The sequence below is a fragment of the Polycladomyces abyssicola genome, assembly GCF_018326425.1.
Classification (GTDB): domain Bacteria; phylum Bacillota; class Bacilli; order Thermoactinomycetales; family JIR-001; genus Polycladomyces; species Polycladomyces abyssicola.
On sequence record NZ_AP024601.1, the window covers coordinates 2,678,461 to 2,700,475 of the forward strand.

Annotated in this window: 23 protein-coding genes; 6 read left to right on the forward strand and 17 right to left on the reverse strand. The window is 52.6% G+C overall.

What is annotated here, in order from left to right; genetic code table 11:
- Nucleotides 1–15: 15 nt before the first annotated feature.
- The 8 genes from KI215_RS13375 to KI215_RS13410 all read right to left on the reverse strand — a co-directional run bounded on the left by KI215_RS13375 (nucleotide 16) and on the right by KI215_RS13410 (nucleotide 5,104).
- Entirely contained in the window at nucleotides 16–792 is a 777-nt protein-coding gene (locus KI215_RS13375) for a class I SAM-dependent methyltransferase (protein ID WP_246512121.1), read from the reverse strand.
- Nucleotides 793–813: 21 nt separating this feature from the next.
- Nucleotides 814–1,287, reverse strand: coding sequence for a thioredoxin-dependent thiol peroxidase (gene bcp / locus KI215_RS13380; RefSeq protein WP_246512122.1), 474 nt, complete (start codon nucleotides 1,285–1,287; stop codon nucleotides 814–816).
- Nucleotides 1,288–1,689: 402 nt separating this feature from the next.
- Nucleotides 1,690–1,830, reverse strand: a complete 141-nt coding sequence (locus KI215_RS13385; protein WP_212773200.1) for a hypothetical protein — start codon at nucleotides 1,828–1,830, stop codon at nucleotides 1,690–1,692.
- Between the two features lie 74 nt (nucleotides 1,831–1,904).
- Entirely contained in the window at nucleotides 1,905–3,260 is a 1,356-nt protein-coding gene (locus KI215_RS13390; protein ID WP_212773201.1) for a sensor histidine kinase, read from the reverse strand.
- On the reverse strand, nucleotides 3,250–3,939 hold the full coding sequence (locus KI215_RS13395; protein ID WP_212773202.1) for a response regulator transcription factor: 690 nt from the start codon (nucleotides 3,937–3,939) through the stop codon (nucleotides 3,250–3,252). The genes KI215_RS13390 and KI215_RS13395 overlap by 11 nt, the downstream gene beginning before the upstream one ends.
- Before the next feature lie 58 nt (nucleotides 3,940–3,997).
- The gene (locus tag KI215_RS13400) at nucleotides 3,998–4,378 is read right to left on the reverse strand and encodes a hypothetical protein (RefSeq protein ID WP_212773203.1); all 381 of its coding nucleotides are present in this window, start codon (nucleotides 4,376–4,378) and stop codon (nucleotides 3,998–4,000) included.
- A 13-nt stretch (nucleotides 4,379–4,391) separates the two neighbouring features.
- Complete coding sequence (locus KI215_RS13405; RefSeq protein WP_205497523.1) at nucleotides 4,392–4,595, reverse strand: spore germination protein; 204 nt, start codon at nucleotides 4,593–4,595, stop codon at nucleotides 4,392–4,394.
- 62 nt (nucleotides 4,596–4,657) lie between these two features.
- Nucleotides 4,658–5,104, reverse strand: coding sequence for an Hsp20/alpha crystallin family protein (locus KI215_RS13410; RefSeq protein ID WP_212773204.1), 447 nt, complete (start codon nucleotides 5,102–5,104; stop codon nucleotides 4,658–4,660).
- Nucleotides 5,105–5,258: 154 nt separating this feature from the next.
- Between KI215_RS13410 and gerPC the strand changes: the two genes are divergently transcribed.
- From gerPC to crcB (KI215_RS13425), 3 genes are all read left to right on the forward strand, one after another.
- A complete protein-coding gene (gene gerPC, locus KI215_RS13415) occupies nucleotides 5,259–5,621 on the forward strand; it encodes a spore germination protein GerPC (RefSeq protein WP_212773205.1) in 363 nt (120 codons plus the stop codon).
- 178 nt (nucleotides 5,622–5,799) lie between these two features.
- Nucleotides 5,800–6,207, forward strand: coding sequence for a fluoride efflux transporter CrcB (crcB, locus tag KI215_RS13420; RefSeq protein ID WP_212773206.1), 408 nt, complete (start codon nucleotides 5,800–5,802; stop codon nucleotides 6,205–6,207).
- Nucleotides 6,204–6,572: a fluoride efflux transporter CrcB gene (gene crcB, locus KI215_RS13425; RefSeq protein ID WP_212773207.1), complete on the forward strand. Its 369-nt coding sequence runs from the start codon at nucleotides 6,204–6,206 to the stop codon at nucleotides 6,570–6,572. The genes crcB (KI215_RS13420) and crcB (KI215_RS13425) overlap by 4 nt, the downstream gene beginning before the upstream one ends.
- Here crcB (KI215_RS13425) and KI215_RS13430 read toward each other — a convergent pair.
- The 7 genes from KI215_RS13430 to KI215_RS13460 all read right to left on the reverse strand — a co-directional run bounded on the left by KI215_RS13430 (nucleotide 6,569) and on the right by KI215_RS13460 (nucleotide 13,190).
- Nucleotides 6,569–7,354, reverse strand: a complete 786-nt coding sequence (locus KI215_RS13430; protein WP_212773208.1) for an ABC transporter permease — start codon at nucleotides 7,352–7,354, stop codon at nucleotides 6,569–6,571. The genes crcB (KI215_RS13425) and KI215_RS13430 overlap by 4 nt on opposite strands.
- 3 nt (nucleotides 7,355–7,357) lie before the next feature.
- Nucleotides 7,358–8,152, reverse strand: a complete 795-nt coding sequence (locus KI215_RS13435; protein WP_212773209.1) for an ABC transporter permease — start codon at nucleotides 8,150–8,152, stop codon at nucleotides 7,358–7,360.
- Nucleotides 8,145–9,149, reverse strand: a complete 1,005-nt coding sequence (locus KI215_RS13440; RefSeq protein WP_212775203.1) for an ABC transporter ATP-binding protein — start codon at nucleotides 9,147–9,149, stop codon at nucleotides 8,145–8,147. Before KI215_RS13440 ends, KI215_RS13435 begins: the two co-directional genes overlap by 8 nt.
- Nucleotides 9,150–9,491: 342 nt before the next feature.
- The gene (locus KI215_RS13445) at nucleotides 9,492–10,208 is read right to left on the reverse strand and encodes an SDR family oxidoreductase (protein ID WP_212773210.1); all 717 of its coding nucleotides are present in this window, start codon (nucleotides 10,206–10,208) and stop codon (nucleotides 9,492–9,494) included.
- 66 nt (nucleotides 10,209–10,274) lie between these two features.
- Nucleotides 10,275–11,027, reverse strand: a complete 753-nt coding sequence (locus KI215_RS13450) for a sporulation protein (RefSeq protein WP_212773211.1) — start codon at nucleotides 11,025–11,027, stop codon at nucleotides 10,275–10,277.
- 30 nt (nucleotides 11,028–11,057) lie between these two features.
- Nucleotides 11,058–11,804 (reverse strand): sporulation protein, encoded by a 747-nt coding sequence (locus KI215_RS13455; protein WP_212773212.1) that lies wholly within the window; start codon nucleotides 11,802–11,804, stop codon nucleotides 11,058–11,060.
- Nucleotides 11,805–11,831: 27 nt separating this feature from the next.
- On the reverse strand, nucleotides 11,832–13,190 hold the full coding sequence (locus KI215_RS13460; RefSeq protein WP_212773213.1) for a serine/threonine-protein kinase: 1,359 nt from the start codon (nucleotides 13,188–13,190) through the stop codon (nucleotides 11,832–11,834).
- 315 nt (nucleotides 13,191–13,505) lie between these two features.
- On the opposite strand from KI215_RS13460, the gene KI215_RS13465 reads away from it, so the two are divergent.
- The 3 genes from KI215_RS13465 to KI215_RS13475 all read left to right on the forward strand — a co-directional run bounded on the left by KI215_RS13465 (nucleotide 13,506) and on the right by KI215_RS13475 (nucleotide 20,629).
- Nucleotides 13,506–14,801: a glutamate-1-semialdehyde 2,1-aminomutase gene (locus KI215_RS13465; RefSeq protein ID WP_275956756.1), complete on the forward strand. Its 1,296-nt coding sequence runs from the start codon at nucleotides 13,506–13,508 to the stop codon at nucleotides 14,799–14,801.
- Nucleotides 14,802–15,240: 439 nt separating this feature from the next.
- Entirely contained in the window at nucleotides 15,241–15,633 is a 393-nt protein-coding gene (locus KI215_RS13470) for a globin domain-containing protein (protein WP_212773215.1), read from the forward strand.
- Nucleotides 15,634–16,114: 481 nt separating this feature from the next.
- Nucleotides 16,115–20,629 carry a glutamate synthase-related protein gene (locus tag KI215_RS13475; protein ID WP_212773216.1) on the forward strand — a complete coding sequence of 1,505 codons (4,515 nt, stop codon included), beginning with the start codon at nucleotides 16,115–16,117 and terminating at the stop codon, nucleotides 20,627–20,629.
- Between the two features lie 199 nt (nucleotides 20,630–20,828).
- Here KI215_RS13475 and KI215_RS13480 read toward each other — a convergent pair whose 3' ends face one another.
- Both KI215_RS13480 and KI215_RS13485 read right to left on the reverse strand, forming a co-directional pair.
- Complete coding sequence (locus KI215_RS13480) at nucleotides 20,829–21,515, reverse strand: LrgB family protein (protein WP_212773217.1); 687 nt, start codon at nucleotides 21,513–21,515, stop codon at nucleotides 20,829–20,831.
- On the reverse strand, nucleotides 21,515–21,889 hold the full coding sequence (locus KI215_RS13485; RefSeq protein WP_212773218.1) for a CidA/LrgA family protein: 375 nt from the start codon (nucleotides 21,887–21,889) through the stop codon (nucleotides 21,515–21,517). Before KI215_RS13485 ends, KI215_RS13480 begins: the two co-directional genes overlap by 1 nt.
- Nucleotides 21,890–22,015: the final 126 nt, after the last annotated feature.

Genomic DNA, 22,015 nt, shown 5'->3' on the forward strand with positions numbered 1-22,015 from the left:
CGATTCCTTTCCACGTTATGTCTCCATTTTCTTCGCTTCGACGATTAGCTCGGTGCTGCGATGATCAAACGGGCCGCGATGAAATGTACCGTATCTGCCCACAATCTGAAATCCGGCCAAACGGAGCAGATGGAACAATTCCGCCGGGAAGATGTAGCGCAATTGAAACACGGTACGGAGTCGCTCCACCAATCGGCCGCTTCCGTCATAGCGTTCGTAAAAGCGAATGACATGCACCCATTGGCGAAACGGATCGTGTTCGGTAATATCATGCACCTCTACACAATCCTTGCTTCCGGGGATCGGAAAAGTCCCCCGATGCACATTTTTTCCTTCAATCTCATGTAGCTCCACCAAAGATGGGACAAATACATCCAACGCCAGCATACCGCCCTGCTCCAAATGTTGACGAATGCGTTTCAATGTGACCAGTTGATCCTTGATCGTCATCAAGTGCAGGAAGGAGCGATACGGAATGATCACCAATGGAAAGCGCCGATTCAACTCAAATGTGGTCATACTGGCTTCCACCCACTGGGTGCGGTCGCTCAATCCCATTGCATCCGCTTTCTCCCGTGCTCTCTTCAGCATTTCCGGTGACAGATCAACACCGACCACTTCCACCCCTTCCCTGGCAATGGACAAGCTGCATCTTCCCGTGCCACACCCCAATTCCAGGACAGGACCGCCACTGGCTTGTGCCAGTTCAGTGTAGTACGTAGTGTCACCTTCCAGGCCGCCCGACGTCCAATCATAGTAATCAGGCAAAGCGTACATACTGACTTCCGACAATTCGGTCCCTCCCAAACACCATTACGAAGACAAATGTTCCCGAATATAGCGAAGCGCTTCGTCCACGTGTCCCGGTACTTTTACTTTCCGGTAGATTTTGGCCAACCGTCCTTCTTTGTCGATGATGAACGTGGAACGTTCGATTCCCCACTTTTTCTTGCCGAACATGTTTTTTTCCTTGTAGACGTCGTACATTTTGGACACTTCAGCATCCGTATCGGCCAGCAAGCGAAACGGCAGCTGGTATTTGGCGATAAATTTCTCGTGCGATTTCACATCATCCAGACTTACACCCAGAATCACGGTGTCCAGGTCAGCGAATTCCGTCACCCGATCACGAAAGTCACACGCTTCCTGCGTGCAACCAGGGGTGTTGTCTTTGGGATAAAAATACAAGACGACATGTTTGTCACCTCGGTAATCCGAGAGGGTTACCTCTTCACCGTTGTCAGCGGGAAGAGTGAAATCAGGTGCCATATCTCCTTCTTTCAACATCGGCCCGACTCCTTTCATTGAAGATGCATTCTTCATTTTACCACTCTGTGAAGCGCAAAAAACATGGACCAACAAAAAAAGCCGGTTCTATCCGGCTTGGCATGTCCATCCAACTCACTTAGATCCACGTGTACCCGAACGCTCCAATCGATCCCATCCATCTCAAGATTTGACCCTTGCTTCGTGACTTGCCACACGGCTAAAGCCGTGGGCTTCTCGCTTCATCTGGCGTGGCAACCCCACATCCATCCACGATGGCTTCGTCCAAGCCTAGTGATTTTAGATTAACGAGTTTTCGCTCGAATAGTAGTTTTTAGTGTTTCCGCACTTTTCCATTCTATTGTACCAAAATTCTGTCGTATTGCAAGAGGGCTGAAGCCCTCCCGTCTCCGACGCTTGCTTTCATCCCAACCCTGAAGGGTTGAGTTTTTCCGATCGCTCTTCATAAAATAAACGGAACATGGCGCGGAGAGATGCTACTGTCTTAAGCACCCATACAGGCACGACCAAGATCAAAACCAACAATTCCATGGTGATTTTCATTGATTCTCTCCCCTTTCCGTTTGTAATTAATGTAGCAAACGGAAATGAGAGAGAATGGAGAGAAAGATTATATTTTACTGAGAAACGGGAATTGAAACGCTTACTTTCGTTCCTTCTCCTTCCTGACTGTCGATTTTGATCGTGCCTCCATAGGACTCCACGATTTGACGGGCGATGGAAAGGCCCAAACCGCTCCCGGTACGATGCCGGGTTCGCGCTCGTTTTGCCCGGTAGAAGCGTTCAAAGACCCGGGGCAATTCCTCCTTTGGAATGCCTTCCCCCGTATCCTGCACGATGAGCCGTACATCCCGTTCCCCCGATTCTAACCGAACGGTGATCACATCGTCGGGGTCGGAGTATTTTCCCGCATTGTCCAGTAAAATATCGATCAACTCTTCCCATTCCGTCCTAACGACACGTACCCAGACAGGCGGTGTGGTTTCGTCCCACTCGATGTGATGGTTGCGTAAAGATCGACGCCATCGTGTGACCCGCTCGGCCACGAGTGAGGTCAGATCCAACAATTCCCTCTCTGCACCGGCAACATCACCTTCCAAGCGGGCAAGCCGGAGCAGACGCTCGGTCATCTGTTCCAAGCGCGCCGTTTCCTGATCAATCGCGGTCAGTGCTTCTTCGGTCACTTCTTCGTTCCGTTTCCCCCAGCGCTTCAGCATGTTGGTGTATCCGCGAATCACGGAAACAGGTGTGCGCAGTTCGTGGGAGGCATCCGCCACAAATCGCTTCTGTTTCTGGATCAACTGATAGATCCGATCGAGCAGCTCATTGAATGTCCGGGACAGCTCCGCAATTTCATCATAAGTATCCGGTACTTGTAAACGACTCTCCATCCGCGACGGATCGAGCTCCCGCACCGTTTTGGTGATACGGCTGACCGGGCGAAGAGCGATGGTCGACATGATATAGCCCCCGACGATCACCAATACCAACAGAGCGGAGGAACCGATGAGCAAAGCGGTCAACATCGAGTCCAAATACCGGCGCAACGATGTGAAATCTGTATAAAGCTCCACCCTGCCTTCAACCGGCCCGTCCAGCGGCATGGCCAGAATGGAAACCTGCTTGCCGTACCAATTGCGAACTTCCCGCACTTTATGATGCGGCAGTGGATGGGACAGATACAACGCCGGGGAGATTCCCTTATTTACATCTGCTTCCACTTTTCCATTCTCCACAATGCGGATCGCTTGTCCTTCCTCCACATATAATTGCAACCAACCGTGCAAAAAAGCAGGATCGATGCGGCGGGTCTCATATACTTTCGACAGAGTGGTCAGTTTGTTTTCGAGCACGCTTTGCTCCGTCTGTATCATCATGTTTTGAAACAACTGATAGACGAATACGTGAAACAACAATAAAATGCACAACAAACCGACCGCTGACAACACCACCAGTCGCCATTTAATGGGCATGTCCATCCTCCCTGATCACATAGCCCACACCGCGTACGGTTTCGATATAGTCTTTCACGCCGATTTCCTCCAATTTGCTGCGAACATAGCGCACGTACACATCGACGATGTTGGTATCCCCTTCATAATCGTAACCCCATACCCGATCGAGTATCATCTCCCGCGTCATCACCCGGTTACGGTTTTGCATCAAACAAGCTAGCAAATCAAATTCTCTCGCTGTCAATTTCAATTCCTTGTCCGCACAGACGACTCGCCGCTGTTCGGGAAACAACCGACAGCATCCCACTTCCACCATCTGGGTCTGCTCCGGCGCCACCCTGCGTTGTATGGCGCGAACCCTCGCCAACAGCTCTTCGATGGCAAACGGTTTTGTCATATAGTCGTCTGCTCCTGCTTCCAACCCACTGACCCGGTCCGGTACCGCATCTCTTGCGGTCAACATGATGATGGGCGTATTCCGTTCCGCCCGAATTCGGCGGCATACCTCCAATCCACTGAGATCAGGCAACATAATGTCTAGAATAATCACCTGAAACTCCTGGGATAAAGCCAAGTCCAAACCGGTCCGTCCGTCATGTTCCACAATCACCTGATATCCTTCGTGCGTAAACTCCAACTCCAAAAACCGGGCCAGCTGCGGTTCGTCTTCAATGATCAGTACCCGTTTTCCCGCCATGTTCCCACCTGCCTGTTCGATCCCGTGTTCATCTTCATTATTTCATTATACTATTGGATCAAACAGAGGGAGAAATCACAACAACAGGATGATGGTACCCGCTAACAGGACGCGGTAACTTAGGGAGTTGAGGCAAATGGGCCAATGAGGCGCTGGAGCGGTTGCCTGAAGAAGGCGATCTGCCCTTGCCTGGATCTCCGGGTGCAACACTGTCGGGAGGAGCGGGAGGAGCTCCTCCACCGGGGGCACCTGGTGGCGAGGGAGCGGGTACCGTCGGTTCGAGAGCGGGCGGTTCCCCCGGTCTCTTAGGTTGGGTATCGGGTTGGGTCTCCCGCATGACTTGCTGCTTTTGCACCGCATTGACGGTGTTGCCGATGTTGACGGAACCGGCGTCGGACACGGTGGTGATGTTGATCGTGTGGATGCTGATGCGGAACACACCCCTCCCCCCTTTACGGCTGGTCGATGGCATCCGGATCGATTGCCTGATTCTGTTCAAAATCAATATTTTTCGCAAAATCGCCGATCGGTGAAGAACCACCCAGCGATTTGGTGTTACTTTCGGCGCCAATGTTGATGGTGTTCCCAAAATTAACAGACCCTGCGCTGGATACACTTTGAATCTTAAGGTTGAATATATTATTGACAGTCGCCATCGGACACCCTCCCCGACGCAAGGTCTACCATATCGTATGAGGGAAACCTGGGCGTTGTGAATTCAGGAGTCTTGTACACGAATGCGATGCTGAGTGCGTGGCGCATGCACTTTGCTCAGTCTCACTTCCAATAATCCCTTGCGGTAGCGGGCAGAGCTGTGTTGACGAGTCACACTCGCCCCAAGTGGTATGGAACGCTCAAAATCTCCGGAAAGTCGTTCACTTAAAGTAGCTTCGTAGTTGGCATAACGGGGGGGGATGTGTCCCTTGATATACAATGTATCATCGTGAATCCGCAAATCCAGCAAATGAATATCTTCGATCCCTGGCAAATCCACCAATACGATCACTTCATTTTTCGTTTGATAGACATCGGCCTTAGGACCACCCGAAGAAGAAGAAGAAGAAGTGGCTGGAGATGCACTCATCACATCTGACCAAAAATCGTCCCCCAAAAACTTTCGTGCCAATTGACTCCATTTTTGAAAGTGTTGTTGTTGATCATCCATCCGGATCTTCCCCTTTTTTGGGACCTTTCACCTCAGTCTATTCACATGGGCATAAACTGGTCACTGTCCCGGTCATGTTCTTTGGGTGAATAGCCATATACTGATCATAGGGTATGTCTGATCCAACCATTTTGATCTTTGGAGGTGGGCTTCCTTGTACGCCTATTTGTGGGACCGGATCAACCAGTTGCAACAGCAGATTGAAAAATTGAAAGAAGAAAACGAACAGATCCGGAAGCAGCTCGCCTCCATCCAACCGGTTACCATCGAGCGAATGGAATACAAAATTCAGGAGTTACGGGTAGAAACGTTGAGTGGTACGCTCAATGTGGGGTTAAGCGCTCACGGAGATGAGCAGACACTGTCCAAAATCATTGATCAGATGAAAGATAACGACAATGGGGATTCCGTCAACATGGGCGATTTGGAAGGATCCTCTTCGCTCAAAGACGATTCAATTCCGGTTCAAACGGAAAGTTCTTCTCCATCTACTCCTTCAGAACAGTCCTCCCAATAGAGTGTTCACTCTACCCGCTTTTCATCTCACCGCTTGACTCGCCAACCGTCATCCGATAGGATGAAAAAACAGAAACCAAAAACAGCTGAATCGGCAGACGCAAAATAGAACGATCATCCCGGTACATTCCTCCTGCCTGTAAGCGGGCGGGAGTTTGTCGTTTTGAGGAGGGAAATGGATGCGAACCTTTGCCGTCGGGATTGGTGGGGCACTGGGTGCCCTGTTTCGATGGATGCTTGGAAATTGGTCCACCCCTCTTTTTCCCTGGGGGACATTGGCGGCCAATCTGACTGGTTGTTGGATACTCGGATGGCTTACCGGAGCCACCCGTCATCGATCATGGTTGCCAGATACATGGCGGCTGGGGATCGGCACCGGTTTTGTCGGCGCGTTAACCACGTTTTCCGCCTGGGACGGAGAAATAATGTATATGTGGATCAGCGGACACTCATTGACGGCCGTCCTCTATCTGATCATCACGCTGAGTGGGGGGATTTTGCTGGCATGGCTGGGGTGGTTGCAGGGAGAGCGATGGGCTTTACATAAGCAGAGAGCCGATTCGCCGCAAAGGGGATCGGCCACATGATCCTGTGGATCGCAATCGGTGGTTTTCTGGGGGCAATCGCCCGTTACCGGTGGGGATTGTGGATCGGCAACCGAGTTCGTTCCCCTTTTCCGTGGCATACCTGGGTGATCAATATTTCAGGCGCCTTCGCACTGGGGGTTTGGCTTTCCGCCACCCACGCCACAGCGTATGAAAACGCCTGGCAACATGTCACCCATCCGTTTACCACGGGCTTTTTGGGCGCCTACACCACGTTTTCCACCTTCAGTGTAGAGACCGTTCAATTGCTGAAACAAAAGGCTGGGAGCACCGCCGTACTGTACGTCATCTCCAGCGTGCTCCTCAGCCTGATGGCCTTGTGGCTCGGTTTTGTATGGGGGCGTTAGTTGCCGGCCCCCCGGTAGTGACGCACCCCCCAATTCCAGCAAAAAACACCAAAGATGAAGTAAACGACACCCACTACCGGCGTCAGAAAAGCCAGCCACATCCAATGATCCCGGTCCAACAGGTAACTGGCAGGGTAAAATCCCACGAACGCGAACGGCAACACCCACGTCAGGACGAATTGGATGATCCGATGGTACAAATTGACCGGATACCGGCCGTAGTTGCCGATGTTGTACATGATCGGCTGGATGTCCGTTTTGGAATCGGAAAAGAAACTGATGCTGGTCAGTGCAATGTAAATCCCGCCGTATATCAGCACACCGCCGATCACGAAGATCACAAACAGCGGAATATCCCATATCGTCCACTGTAAGTTCATCCGGGCCGCTGCCCAGCCCATGATGAGGAGTCCAACCACCGCCCCTGCCAGAGATTCCGGGGCCATCGTCTCCAACATTACCTGTACCAGGCTGTGTACAGGCCGGGGCAACACCCGGTCCATCTCCCCCTTGATGATATACCGTTCGTTGAATTCCCACAGGTTGAAAAACGCAGCAAACACCGCGAACGGGACAAGAAAGTAACCGTAGATAAAAATCACTTCTTCCCGTGTCCATCCCTTGATCGAAGTCGTATGAGAAAAGACTACCAGGATAAACACGAGATTGACCGCTTGAAACGACAGGTCGGTTACAAACTGGGCGAGAAAATCCCATCGGTACGCCAAACGCGTTTTCAGATATTGTTCCAAATACTGCAAGAAAATCCGAACGTAGAACATGGCTCACCCCCCCTGCACCGTCAATGTGCGACGCGCCCGGCGCCACAACAGAAAGATTGGCAGGCACAACAACACGCACCAAATGATTTGCACCGTAAATGCATGGACCAATGCCGAACCGCCAACCCCTTTGACCAAGATCATACTGGGCAGGTAGCTGATCGCCTGGAACGGCAGATATGACAGGATCGCCTGCGCCCAACCGGGATAAAAGCGAATCGGTAAAATCAAACCGGAAAACAGATCGACCAACACACGTTTCGCCCGGACCAGTCCTTCATTGTTCAATATGAAAAAGGCCGCCAATCCGGTGATCATGTTGATCTGTGTGTTAATCACGAATCCCAGAAACAAACTGACGGCAAAAAACAGCCAGGCGGGATCAAAGCCGGGCAAATGAATCGGAAAGACCAGGGAGACGATCAACATCCCTGGAATGCTGAACAGAAAGAGGCGAAACAACCCCTCGCCCCATGCTTGAAAAAACTTGACCATCAGGTAGTGATAGGGGCGAATCAACTGGATTGCCACTGTGCCGTCCCGGATCTCCTGAGCGATTTCACGGTCCAGATTGTTGAAGTAGGCCGCCCGGGACATCCACGCTACAGCGATGTAAGTGGCCATCTGGGAAGACGTCATCCCCTGCAGGGAGTTGTTAGAACCGTAAATCGCCATCCAGATGAAGTAGTTGACGCCGATGTTCAAACTGTAGATGATGATGCCACTGTAATAATTGACGCGATACGCCAACATCATCAGGAAACGGATGCGGATCATTTCCAGGTAGGTACTAAGCACGGGCGTTCCCCTCCTGGTAGATCCGCCGTACGATCTCTTCCGTGGAAGCTTCTTCGATTTGTATCTCTTTGATCCCCACTTCTGTTACCAACCGGGCCAACACACGCGACACTTCCACCCCGTTCTCCAAATGGGCCGTGTATCGCGCGGCTCCCCGAGATTCCCATCGTACGGCAAGTCCTTCCGTGAGCCGATCCAACGTCTCCAAAGCTGTCTCACGGTCCAATTCCACTTGGATTTTCCGGTGACCGCCCCACTGCACCCGCAATTGCGAGAGCGGACCGTCGTAGATGATTTTCCCTTCATCCAACATGACTACCCGTGAACACAACGCTTCTATGTCGGAAATGTCATGGGTGGTCAACAGGACGGTCGTACCGTAACGCTGATTGATCTCCCGCAGAAATTGGCGGATGTTTTCTTTGACCAATACATCCAGCCCGATCGTGGGTTCATCCAAAAACAAGAGCGATGGCTTGTGAACCAAAGCCGCGGCCAATTCGCACCGCATACGCTGACCCAGGCTCAGTTTGCGAACGGGTTGGTCCAACAGTGGCCCAATCTGCAATACATCGATGATGTGATCCATGTGCGGTCGGTACTCTTCATCGGGAATGCGGTACACCTTTTGCAGGAGGCGAAACGATTCCTGCACTGCGATATCCCACCACAATTGACTCCGTTGACCAAACACCACACCGATCGTACGTACAAACGCTTCCCGCTGGCGATGGGGATCGAAGCCGTTGACCCGCAATTCGCCCGCGGTCGGTTGCAAAATACCGGTCAGCATTTTGATGGTGGTCGATTTCCCGGCGCCATTTTCACCGATATATCCCACCACTTCCCCTTGTTCGATCTGCAGATCGATCCCGTCCACCGCCCGGATCACGCGGTACTTTCGGTTCAACAAATCTCGGAATGCGCCGAGCAGCCCGGGACGGCTCTGATATACTCGAAACTCCTTGGTGAGTCCTTTCGCATCGATGCTATACATCGGTCTCATCCACTCCCATCATCCACGTACCCGTCTTCCACTATCCCATCCGATATTGTAGCACCCCCGTCAAGCGTCATAAAATTTGAAAATACAGCCATCTCATGGTGGGTTTTCAAGCAGTTGACAAAGTATACAGGCCCTGCAAGGAAGTAGGTCATGGCTGCTCCGACCCGGAGCGCAGGATACGGTCAAAGTACGCTTCACTTAGAGGAAGTTACCCCAGACACGCCATAAAAAGAGAGTGACCATTTTTCCTCTCGCTCCTGTTTCGCTTCAGCTCAAAAGTCGCTCACGGAAAAAGGTCACCCTTCATATGATCCACGAATGAAATTACCTCAATCAATATTCCTGAATAACAGGATGGACCGTGATTTCGTCCACCAACGCGTGGCGGGGAGCCGACGCCATATACACAACCGCTTCCGCGATATCTTCCGCTTGCAACCAACCCTCTTTCTCGGGGGCGCCCTGTTTCGTATCATTGAAATAGGTGTCGGTCAGACCGGGCCGAATCACACCCACCCGCACACCGGACTTGCGTACTTCCTTTGCAAGTACTTCACTGAACGCCTCCAGGCCAAATTTGCTGGCACAATAAGCGGACGCCCGCGGAATCGTCCGTTTGCCGATATCGGAAGAAATGTTGATGATCTGGCCCTGTCCACGTTCGATCATGTCTTCCAACACGGCACGCGAAAACAAAAACGCTCCCGTCAAATTGACTTGCAAAATGCGGTTCCACTCTTCCAAAGACGTCTCCTGCACCGTTTTGAACAGTCCGATGCCGGCGTTGTTGACCAGGATATCGATTTTACCAAACGCCTCGCGCGCCAGTTCCACCGTACGACGAACATCTTCCTCACATGATACATCCGCCGTACTGATCCGGCAGGCTCGCCCCTCATCGCGAACGCGTGCGGCAACGCGCTCCAAATCCGCTTCCTTCCGACCGACCAATACCAAATCCACACCTTCACGTGCCAGGGCAACGGCGATTGCTTCCCCGATCCCTCTGCTGGCTCCCGTCACGATAGCCACCTTGTTCTTCAGTCGCATGACACTTCCTCCCTGTACGAAGGTAAAAGGAGAGAGGCAGCCAGAAACCCCCGCTGCCCCGTTCTCTCAAATCTGTTCCTTGATCAAGCGATTCAACTCATTTTCCAATTTCCCTTTTTTCATCATCTCTTCGGTCACTGTCAACCGAATCGTACGGGCATCCAATTCCAGCGCCTCTTCTAGGGAGCTCATCAGGTCGACTGCTTTGCGGTCCACTTCCATGATGAGATCGATCTCGCCATCGCCTACGTAAAACACCGCTTTCAGTTTATCCAAAAACCCTTGAAACGGTCCGATCGGTTCGAAATCGAATTCCTGGATGAAGGGATGCCGGGAATAGTATTTCTCAAAATCAAAGTCGACACGGACCAGTTGGAAACCGATATTTTCGATGGCCTGCAAGGTTTTTTCCACCAACGGATGCGGCAACACCTCAATCCCGTCCACATCCTTGGGGTCCTTGGCCATTTTGATATCCAACCCCGTTTTGAGATAAACGGGGCACCCCCCCGTCGTCACGGGTGTGTCAAACGGCAATTGAAATTCGAACGGGATCACTTTCGTTTCGCTCAGCCCAATATCAAACGGCTCGGCGAGTCGGAACTTTTCCATCACATATTCTTTTTGTTTTCCGTCTTTTACATACTGAATGATCAGATACAAATAAATTTCATCGATATGCTGTGTAACTTGCCCTCCCTGGACAAACACTTCTCCTTTCACCAGATCGCCCTGCCGAAACTGGGATTTGGACAACCGCGTATCCACCTTGGCCGATCCCACACCCAGGCTGGCCAACGCCTTTCCAAAAACGGACAAGATGATGATTCCCTCCCCCGCTCAACGCTTTTAGTTCTTTTTTAGCAATGATTGAATGATTTCCACGGGGCTGGAAACGCGTTGCTGTTCGATCCCGTTGTCCATGACAAGCGTTCCGTTGGGATCAGATAACAACCAGTGGAAACAGGATGTGAGCACCCGCGTCCCCCGCACGATCTCCACATCCATCCGCACATCATGGTTGGTCACGTCAAAGATCAGGTTCAGCTCATCGAGAAAGCCATGATACCGTCCAGTGGGACGGAACTGAAACACTTGCAGGAAAGGATGGGGTTTCATGTCTTTTTCATATTCGTTATCAATCCGGTACAAAATGAAATCCGCCTTTTCGATTTCCCCCAACATACGTTCCACCGTAGGATGGGGGAACACTTCGATTTTGTCCTTGTCGGTCGGGTCAATCGCATTTTTGATATCCAGACCGGTTTTCAGATAGGCCGGGAAACGTCCCGTTGTCATGGGTGCCTCGTATGGGATCCGGATCTCAAAAGGAATGATTTTGTACTCTCCGGGTTGGAGGTAGAAACGTTCGCACAGCTGATATTTCCGCAACACATGTTGCGTTAGTTTGTTGTTTTTGGCGTAGTGGACAATCAGATAGAGATAAATGTCGTCCACCCTCTGCTCCACTTGTCCTCCTTGAATGAATACTTCCCCTTTCAACACTTCGCCTGCCTGCACCTGCGACTTTTCCAGGCGGGTGTCGATCTTGGCCGCACCCACACCGAGGCTGGCCAGTGTTTTCTCAAACAGCATCGATTCACCCCCTTCGGAATCTAACCGTTACGAGCTTTTATAGAAAGCTTCCATATACTCCTGAAACTGTTTTGCCAACTTTTCGTGTTCTTGGCGCTCACGCTCCAAACGCTCTTTGCGCAACCGCTCTCGCGCCAACCGCTCTTGCTCCAAGCGTTCGCGCTCGGCCGCTTCGCGTGCCATTCGCTCCTGCTCCAGGCGTTCGCGCTCGGATGCTTCCTGTGCCATTCGCTCCTGCTCCAGGCGTTCGCGTTCGGCTGCTTCCCGCTCCAACCGCTCCTGCTCCAAGCGTTCGCGTTCGGCCGCTTCCCGCTCCAACCGCTCCTGCTCCAGGCGTTCGCGCTCGGCCGCTTCCCGCTCCAATCGCTCCTGCTCCAAGCGTTCGCGCTCGGATGCTTCCCGTTCCAATCGCTCCTGCTCCAGGCGTTCGCGTTCGGTTGCTTCCCGCTCCAATCGCTCCTGCTCCAGGCGTTCGCGTTCGGCTGCTTCCCGCTCCAATCGCTCCTGCTCCAAACGTTCGCGTTCGGCTGCTTCCTGTGCCAATCGCTCTTGCTCCAGGCGTTCGCGCTCGGATGCTTCCCGCGCCAACCGTTCTTGCTCCAAGCGTTCGCGTTCGGCCGCTTCTTTCCATGAAGACGGCACCAATGTCGGCACCACCATCCGGTTCGGTGTCATTCGCGGTTGTTCTTCCTCCGCTTGATCCCCGAACAATCGATCCAACAGGCCTTTTCCTTTTTTCTTTCTTTCGTAGTTTTCGATCTGCGAAAGGACGGAATCAACGGATTGGTTGCGCAAGCTCTTTTGAAGCAAGCGGATCATAGGCTTGGAAAAAGGTGCGTCTGCGGAGATTTTGTCCAGCGGTTCTTCGTGCATCTCTCCGGTGAGCAGAATATAGAAGAAGGTTCCCCAATCCAAGGAAGGTTCCAAAGCCGTGATCTGGCGCACACCGCAATACAGTACGATCAATTTTCCATCGGCTGTCAACCCGATATTACGCGGGTCGAGTATGAAATACATGGGAAGCGGTTTGCTGCGTAGATACGCTTCCATATGTAACAAACTTTTTCCCCAGCGAACCAGCTCATCCTCGGATGCCGGTTGTTGTCGAATTGCATCGTACAAAGGTTGATACGGTTCATAGGGACGGATAAACACCAGTGAACGTTCTTCCGTGTAAACTTCCCGATAGGGGAGAATCAGCGGATGATCCAGTGAGCGATATTGTTGAATCGCACGAGAGGGAGCTTGTTTTTTCAATTGAGCATGTTGCAACAAAAACCGTTGATCTCCTGATCGAGCGATCCCCAATTCCCCGTCAAAAAAAGGAAAAACCGCCTCGATCTCGTAGGTGTCACGGTATCGATCACCCACCGCAAAGAACGACAATGCTCTCGCCCCCAAATCCACTCAAAACTGACATGTGAAGCTGTCGAACAACCGATCCAAATTATCAAAGCGCGTAACACAGCTTCATCAACAGCATGATAATCGTACACTGTTAACAGATTCAGAATATCACACAAACAGCGCCCCTTACAAGAAACGACGAAAGGTGTCAAGAATCGATCATCCTGCTCGCAGAATGAACCGTTCCCTTCTGTATTTTGCGAAACCAGATCCCTTGATCCAGCGCTTGCTCTCATCCGATCGTCACCCATAAAATAGAGAAGGGATACATGAAGAGGAGGAACAACATTGGCACTGAAACGGGAACGTTCCGAACAATTGTATAAACAAGCGCTGGACGTCATCGTGGGTGGAGTCAACAGCCCATCCCGTTCCTTCCGCGCGGTGGGCGGCGGCGCCCCCGTGTTCATGAAACGGGCAAAAGGCGCTTATTTTTGGGATGAAGACGGCAATCGGTACATCGATTACTTGGGTGCATTTGGCCCCATTATCCTCGGTCACGCTCATCCCGCTGTCACGGAGGCCATCGTGCAAACGGCCGCAGATGGGACTTTATACGGGACACCGACGGAAAAAGAAATCCGTTTCGCCCGCATGTTGCGCGAAGCCATTCCATCTTGCGAACAAATCCGCTTTGTCAACAGCGGAACCGAAGCGGTGATGACCACCATTCGTCTTGCCAGGGCGTATACCGGAAGGGATAAAATATTAAAGTTCGCCGGATGCTATCACGGTCATTCCGACCTGGTCCTGGTCGCTGCCGGATCCGGGCCGTCTACGCTCGGCATCCCGGACAGTGCAGGAATTCCGCAAAGCATTGCACAGGAAGTGATCACGATTCCCTTCAACAACCTGGATGCCCTGAGAGAAGCATTGGATCGCTGGGGTGACCAGATTGCAGCCGTACTCGTCGAACCGCTGGTGGGGAATTTCGGCATCGTCCCTCCGCAACCGGGCTTTTTGGAAAAGGTAAACGAGTGGGTGCATCAAGCCGGCGGTCTGGTCATCTACGACGAAGTGATCACTGCCTTCCGCTTCCATTACGGTGGCATTCAAACGATGTACGGGGTGGAGCCCGACTTGACCGCCTTGGGCAAAATCATCGGAGGGGGATTGCCGATCGGTGCTTATGGCGGCAGACGGGAAATCATGGAGAAAGTGGCGCCGATGGGACCGATGTACCAAGCCGGAACGATGGCAGGCAACCCTTTGTCAATGGCAGCCGGAATCGCTTGCTTGGAAGTGTTGTCCCGCCCAGGCGTCTACGAACGCTTGGATGAGATGGGCAAACGGTTGGCCGACGGGATCGGAGAATTGGCACGTAATTACGGGATACCGGTACAAATCAATCGGCAAGGTGGCGCATTTGCGGTCTATTTCACGGAAGAACCCGTTATCGATTACGAAGGGGCGCAACGCGCAGACAGTGAAATGTTCGCCCGCTTTTTCCGCCTGATGCTGGACGAAGGCATCTACCTGGCACCATCCAAATATGAGGCTTGGTTCCTGACCCTGGCACACTCCGATGAAGATATATCCGATACGCTTCAAGCTGTGGATCACGCCTTTAAACAAATGAAGAAGTCTTGATCGATTCAACCGATTTTGCGCGATACGAGGAAGCATAGGTGTTCTTGACAAAAACAGGTTCTGCGAACAGCCGTCTCCCGCCGCCATTCCGTACCCTTGCGGCCAGGGCGTCTGGTCATTACCGTCCAATTGCTTTCCCGGCTCACTCCACCTGCGCAGGGAAGCAGATGATGACCGCTCCGACCCGGTCTGCACAGGACGCGGGCAAAATACACTACGCTTAGAGGAAATTGCCCGCGCTTTCATACCTGTGCTCCCCAAGTCTTCTCTCAGCCCGGGCTTGGTAAGTCGCTTCACCTGGGAAAGTATTTGCTCTTTCCCGGATTCATTTGACACACCTGGAGACAAAGACACTCGGCAGGGAGACGCATTTCGCTTTTTTACGCCGTCCATTTGCCGGCGCCGAGTCAAGTCCAGATTCATCAAGGAGGAAAAGCCATTGCATTCCATTGAGTCCACTTACGAAAAGATCGGCGGGGACCGAACAGTTCGACGCATCGTCGAAGCTTTTTATCCACGCGTACAACAACATCCACTTTTGAAACCGTTGTTTCCGGAAGATCTGGAGCCGGTCAAGGAAAAGCAGTACCGCTTCCTCACCCAATTTCTCGGTGGACCGCCATTATACACATCCATACACGGTCACCCGATGTTGCGCGCCCGACACTTGCGCTTTCCGATCACACCACAACGAGCGCAAGCGTGGCTGCAATGCATGGCCGAAGCGTTGGATGAAGTCGGCGTGACCGGCGAAGCGCGTGATGAGATGTGGAACCGGTTGGTGATCGCCGCCCACCACATGGTAAACACACCGGATGAAGCCGGGGATTGAAACTTCCTTGCGGCTGCCTCTTTTTGTGTGCAATCACCAGATTTTTCTGTTTATTTACAAACCGATTTGTATATTTATACATTTTTGTTGAAAGCGCTTTCTTCTATCCAACTAAGTTCGCCTAGGTATAACAGATGCGTTAAAACCGTGGAATCCCATTATTTTTCACTCCAAACACCCTTCTCGTTCCAAACGGCACAACCTGAATTCTGAACGCATAAAAACAACCTATTTTGAATAAAAATCATCAAAACCTCTTGTTTCCCATTGGGATTCATGTTATTCTATACTTGCCGTTTCATAACAACCTTCCGGATACTCCTCCTGAAGTCATATCACTCGTTTCCTCCTTGCATGACCAACTACCTTTATGGCCCATCACGGGTTTTCAGATAAATCTGTCAATTGCGGAAAGGAGAGTCGATCGCGGAAGGGACCATTCTTCCAATGGAGGTGAACAGGTCAACGCTGACCGGATCCAATGAGAAAAGTCAACGCTGACATCGGTCGATTTCAAAATTTGCTGTCGGAAGAGCACGATAGTTGCGGAATTGTCGCTATCATCGAAAAAAACGGCAAACCGACACATGCTAACTTGTTGGACACCATTGATGCGCTGATCAAAATGGAACACCGTTCCGGTTTCATCAACGGTGAAGGGGACGGTTGCGGTATATTGACCGACATCCCTCGGGCGTTATGGGCCCAAAAACTGACCCAAGCCGGTTATCCATCGGAATGGGGATATGAAGAGACATTTGCCGTCGCCCACCTGTTTGTACCCAAACGTGGCGACATAACGCTCTCTTCCCTGCAGGATCGTATCCGCAGGATCCTGAAAGACAATGGGTTACGCATCCTCGTAGAGGCGATTGATGCCGTCAACAGCCAAGTACTAGGAAAAAATGGCCGTGCCGACGAACCACATTTCTGGCAGATCGCCTTGCGTGCGGAATCGGCGGAGCGGTTACCGGCCCGTCTGTTTGACCTGGTCATCCAGTTGGAACGGGATTTCCCCCTTCAAGTCGCTTCGTTCAGCAATCGCACCGTTGTATACAAAGTAATGGGAGCGGCCAACTTGTTGCCGAAGTATTTCCACGACCTCGGCAAAGCGGAATTTCAAACGGTGGCCACAATCGGACACAACCGTTACTCCACCAACACGTTATCCAACTTTTTTCGGGTTCAGCCGTTCTCGTTGCTCGGACATAACGGTGAGATCAACACGGTGCGTAAATTGGGCGACGAAGCGCAAATGATCGGCGTTCCGCTCGCTGAAGGAGGAAGCGATTCACAAGATCTCAACCGGGTGATGGAAACACTGATTCATCGCTATGATTTTTCTTTGCTGGAAGCGATCGAAATGGTGTTTCCCCCGATTATCAACGAGATCCATCAGCTGCCGACTGAGTTGCAGGATCTCTATACCTACTACCGTCAAGCATGGGGACCGTTCGCCCAAGGTCCGGCGGGAATCGTTTCCCGTTACGGCGACGAATGCGCCTTCCGTGTCGACGCGCTCGGACTCCGTCCGCTGTGGATGTTGGAAAGCGAACGATGTTTGTATTTCTCTTCCGAGCAGGGCATCATTCCGGTTGATCGGATGGTGAGCGAGCCCAAACCGCTCGCACCGGGTGAAACCGTTGGTGTACGACTGGCACCGACCGTGACGTTTATCCCGAACCACGAGCTGCAACAGATCGTGCTGGAACGCGCCAAACAGCGTGCCGATTTCCAGGAATACCGGCAATATCTTTCCCAATTGCCCCACTCTTCCGCAACGCCGCAAGAAACGCAGCCTGCGACGGACCAAGCCTATGCCGCATTCGGATGGGATCGGGAACAGATTCAACTCGTGGAGCAGATGGCTGATACCGGCAGCGACCCAATTCGCTCGCTCGGGCATGACGGTCCTTTGGCCGCATTGTCCAAATCCCGGCAAAACATTCCCGACTACATCAAAGAAAGCGTCGCCGTCGTCACCAACCCAGCGATCGACCGCGAACGGGAGATGGAGCATTTCTCCACCCGGGTGGTGTTGGGACGCCGTCCGCTCCTGAACAAGAAAGAAACCAATACCTCCCTGCGCGTTGAATTGCCTTCCCCGGTTCTGGTGGAAGGTAACGACGGAGTCGAGCTTCAATCGTCGCATGGCACCCTATCCTATGAGTCGCTGGTGCAATCATTTGAAGAAAAAGGCTTGACGGAGCGCCTTTCGCTCTCCTATCCGCGCGGAAGCTCAATCAAGGAGCGGTTGGAACAGCTGGCTGAACAGGCGCTCAAAGCCGTACAGAGCGGCAAAAGCCTGTTGATCCTGGACGATGCAGGTTGCCATCAGGAGGATCGATTGTTCCTGGATCCGCACTTGGCCGTCTCCAAAGTGGATCAGGCACTCAAAGCCGCTCCGTGGCCGAAAGATGGCCAAAACTGGCGCCGCGAATGCAGCATCGTGCTCCGTTCGGCCGCCCTGCGCTCGTTGCACGATATCGCCATCGCCGTCGGTTTGGGCGCGGATGCGGTCAACCCGTACCTGATGTTCGCCACTATCGTCGGGAAAGAGAACAAGTCCGCCGCCAACCTGTTTGAGGCGATCAACAAAGGTTTGGAGAAAATTATCTCTACGATCGGAATTCACGAATTGCGCGGTTATGCACGGTTGTTCTCGTCGATCGGTCTGCATCCGGAAATCGCCGATGTGCTCAATATCGTCAACTACTGCGGTTCGGAGCGGGCCGGCACGTCTTGGAGCGACCTGGAAAAAGATGCGGAGGCTCGTTACGAGGATTATGCCTCCAACAAGGCGAAACCGGCCAAAACATTCCATCTCTGGCCGCGGGTATGGAAGTCGATCGGTCAAGTGGCCTCCGGCGCCATCTCCTATCGCGAATTTGCGGAAAAGTTGGAGGATCTGGAAAAGCAAAACCCGATCAGCTTGCGTCATGTGGCTGATCTGGACCTGGATCAGGCAACGCCGGTCGACCCGGATGAAGTGGACATCAGCGTGGGGGATCACGACCTGCCACTCGTGATATCGTCTATGTCGTTTGGTTCTCAACACGAAACCGCCTTCCGCGCATATGCCGAAGCGGCAGAACGGCTGAACATGGTCAGCCTCAACGGTGAAGGCGGAGAGATCAAAGACATGCTCGGCAAATATCCTCGTACGCGCGGACACCAGATCGCATCCGGCCGGTTCGGTGTCAACGTGGAGCTGGTCAACTCGGCTTTGCTGCTGGAGATCAAAATCGGGCAAGGCGCCAAACCGGGTGAAGGCGGACACCTGCCTGGGGTCAAGGTTTCCGAAAAAGTGGCCGCGGCGCGGAATGCTTCGCCCGGAGTTGACCTGATTTCACCGTCGAACAACCACGACATTTATTCGATCGAAGATTTGGCACAAATCATTACAGAGCTGAAAACAGCAAACAAATTCGCCAAAGTCATCGTCAAAGTGCCTATCGTTCCCAACATCGGCACGATTGCCGTCGGGATCGCCAAAGCGGGTGCGGACATCATCACCTTGAGCGGATTCGACGGCGGTACCGGTGCCGCACGGGTACACGCTCTGCAGCATGTGGGTCTGCCCGCGGAGATCGGTGTCAAAGCAGCCCACAATGCATTGGTGGAAGCCGGTATCCGCGATCAGGTGGAGCTGTGGGCGGACGGTGGACTGAAGAGCGGTTTGGACGTCATCAAAATGATGCTGCTCGGAGCCAACCGGATCGGGTTCGGTACCTTGGCAATGCTGGCCATCGGGTGCACGACTTGTCGCGGTTGTCATTTGGATACGTGCCACGTGGGGATCGCCACGCAGATCGAATCGATGGAGGAAGCGGAAGAAAAAGGTTTGCGTCGCTTCGTTCCGCGCGTATACGAAGATTCCGTCGAATCGCTGGTACGCCTGTTTTCTGCATTCGGCGAAGAAATCCGCAGCTTGACGGCAAAACTCGGATTTACGCGCACGCAAGACTTGGTCGGTCGCTCCGATTTGTTGAAACAAGTACGTGAATTGGAGCGCGTGGACCTGTCCGACCTGTTGCGCCCGATCGCGATTGATTGGAGACAGCCTGCAGCAAGTGAAATCGCCGTCACGTCGCAATCCGACGATTTCAAAGTGGCGGTAGGAGCAGAAGCCGAATCCATCTTGGCGGACAGGATCACGTTTGAGCGTCCGGTATCCGAATCGTATGAAGGTATCAACAGCACGGATCGCGTCATGGGAAGTCGGATCTCCGGTGCCCGTGTCCGCAACCGTCTGGACGGCAGCTATGCTCAGTTGCCGGAAGTATCACTCACGTTTAGACACGGCTCAATTCCGGGCAACGGTTTAGCGGCTTTCAACGCGGAAGGCATCCGTATGGTGGTTCATGGCGGCGCACAGGATGGTGTCGGCAAAACAGCGTTTGGTGGACGGGTGAGCATCCTGAAGTCGCCAGGTGCCAACGGCTTGATGATCAACGGATCGGTCGGAAAAAGCTTCTGCTACGGTGCACAAAAAGGTTTGTTCATCGTGCAGGGCAACGCCGACTCACGTGCGGGAATCCGCCTCTCCGGGGCCGATGTCATCATCGGTGGTGAGCCGAGCGAACCGATTCGCGACGATTTGGGCATGATCGCTGCGCGAGCCAATATCAAAGGTTTCGCCTTTGAATATATGACCAACGGCCGGGCCGTCGTGATGGGCGATCCCGGACCATGGATCTGTGCCGGCATGACCGGTGGTCGGGTTTACCTGCGACTGATTCCGGAGCTCGGTTTGGATCAACAAGCCCTGCAACGCCGGATCGCCAAAGGAGCCAAAGTCTCGTTGCAACCACTGGATGATCAGGGAGAACGAGACATCCGGGAGCTGTTGGGCTATTACCGGGAGGAGCTGGAACGTTCCGGTCAGCAAGCCGAAGCAGAGAAGGTAGCCCGACTCGTGGAAAACCCACGTGCATCGTTCATGCAAGTCATTCCTCACAAAGTGCAAGCCGATCCGTCCATTTCGACGGAATAAGGCGATATATCACCTCTTATTCTGATTTGCCACTGTAGAAAAGGGGAGAGCGCTTAGTCGCTCTCCCTTTTTCCGTCATAGGATTTTTCTGCTGATTTGCACCCATTTCAGGGTATATTTCGCACCCGCCGGTTGTGGACCATGTTTTCACGTAGCCTTTTTGCAGATACACATCGTTATCGAAGTCCAAAGCCTTATTTCATATGAGGAACAGTATCAGCAGGGGCGTAAACAATCCGATCAACAGGGCAGTCACACTCATGCCAACAATGCCCATGGCGGCGGCGGCATCGCCCCATTTTGAGGCACGGGCGGCTCCGATCATCTGCCCGGCGGTGCCGAGTGCAAGCCCTTTGAACAGGATATTGCGAACTCCCATCCAGCGAAGGATGACAGGGCCCGCCACCACCCCGAGAATCCCTGTAAAAACAGCAAAAAACGCAGCCAATTCCGGCACGCCCCCCACCGCTTGGGAAGTCATCATCGCAACGGGTGTAGTCGCAGACTTGGGTGCCAAAGAGAGGATCGTCACCGTACTCAGATGCAAGATCTTGCCCATCAACGTCGCTGTCAGCATCCCCGATACCGTCCCACCACAAACCCCGGTCAAAACGGAAGAGAGATGTTTCTTCAACAGTTTCCAGCCCCGAAACAGGGGAACTGCCATAGCCACTTGGGCGGGGCCGAGAAGCCAGGTCAGCGGCTTGTTGGCCATTTGGTACGTTTGGTAATCCGTATGGCTCAACCACAAAACCCCTATCACTATCAACGTGCTGGTAAACACAGGGCTCATCAGCATATGGGGGATTCGTTGATAAAGCCTGTATCCCGCCCAGTAGGATAACAGCGTCAACACGAGAAGTGATCCGGTTTGGCCGACCATCATCATTCCTCCCCCTTCGCTTTGGTGATGCGGGCAATCCCTGCCATTGCAACCAGAACCGCTATCGTGCTGACCACCAAAATCAGTCCCAGCTTCCATCCCTCTTTTTTCAGAACGGGCCAAAACCGAATGACACCGACGATCGCTGGCAGAAGAAGCAATACGATGTGGCGAACAAAGAATCGACTGGAAACCTCAAACAAATGTACCCGCACCTTGTCTGTAGCCAACAGGATGAAAAGAATGCCCATCCCCAACAACCCCAGCGGTATGGGCCATTTCATCAGACGAACCACCGCATCTCCCAACAGGAACACCAGGAACAGGATGAGGATCTCTACGGTCACGAACCATACAGGCGGCTTTTTGCCGTTCATCCGCATCCCCTTCCGATCTGGTTCTCACTTTGAGTATATTGTTGATTCACCTGATATGCAAATTTTATGTGAGTTTAATTAACACAAATAAAACGGTTACATCCCGTTTTTCCATACAAAATGGAT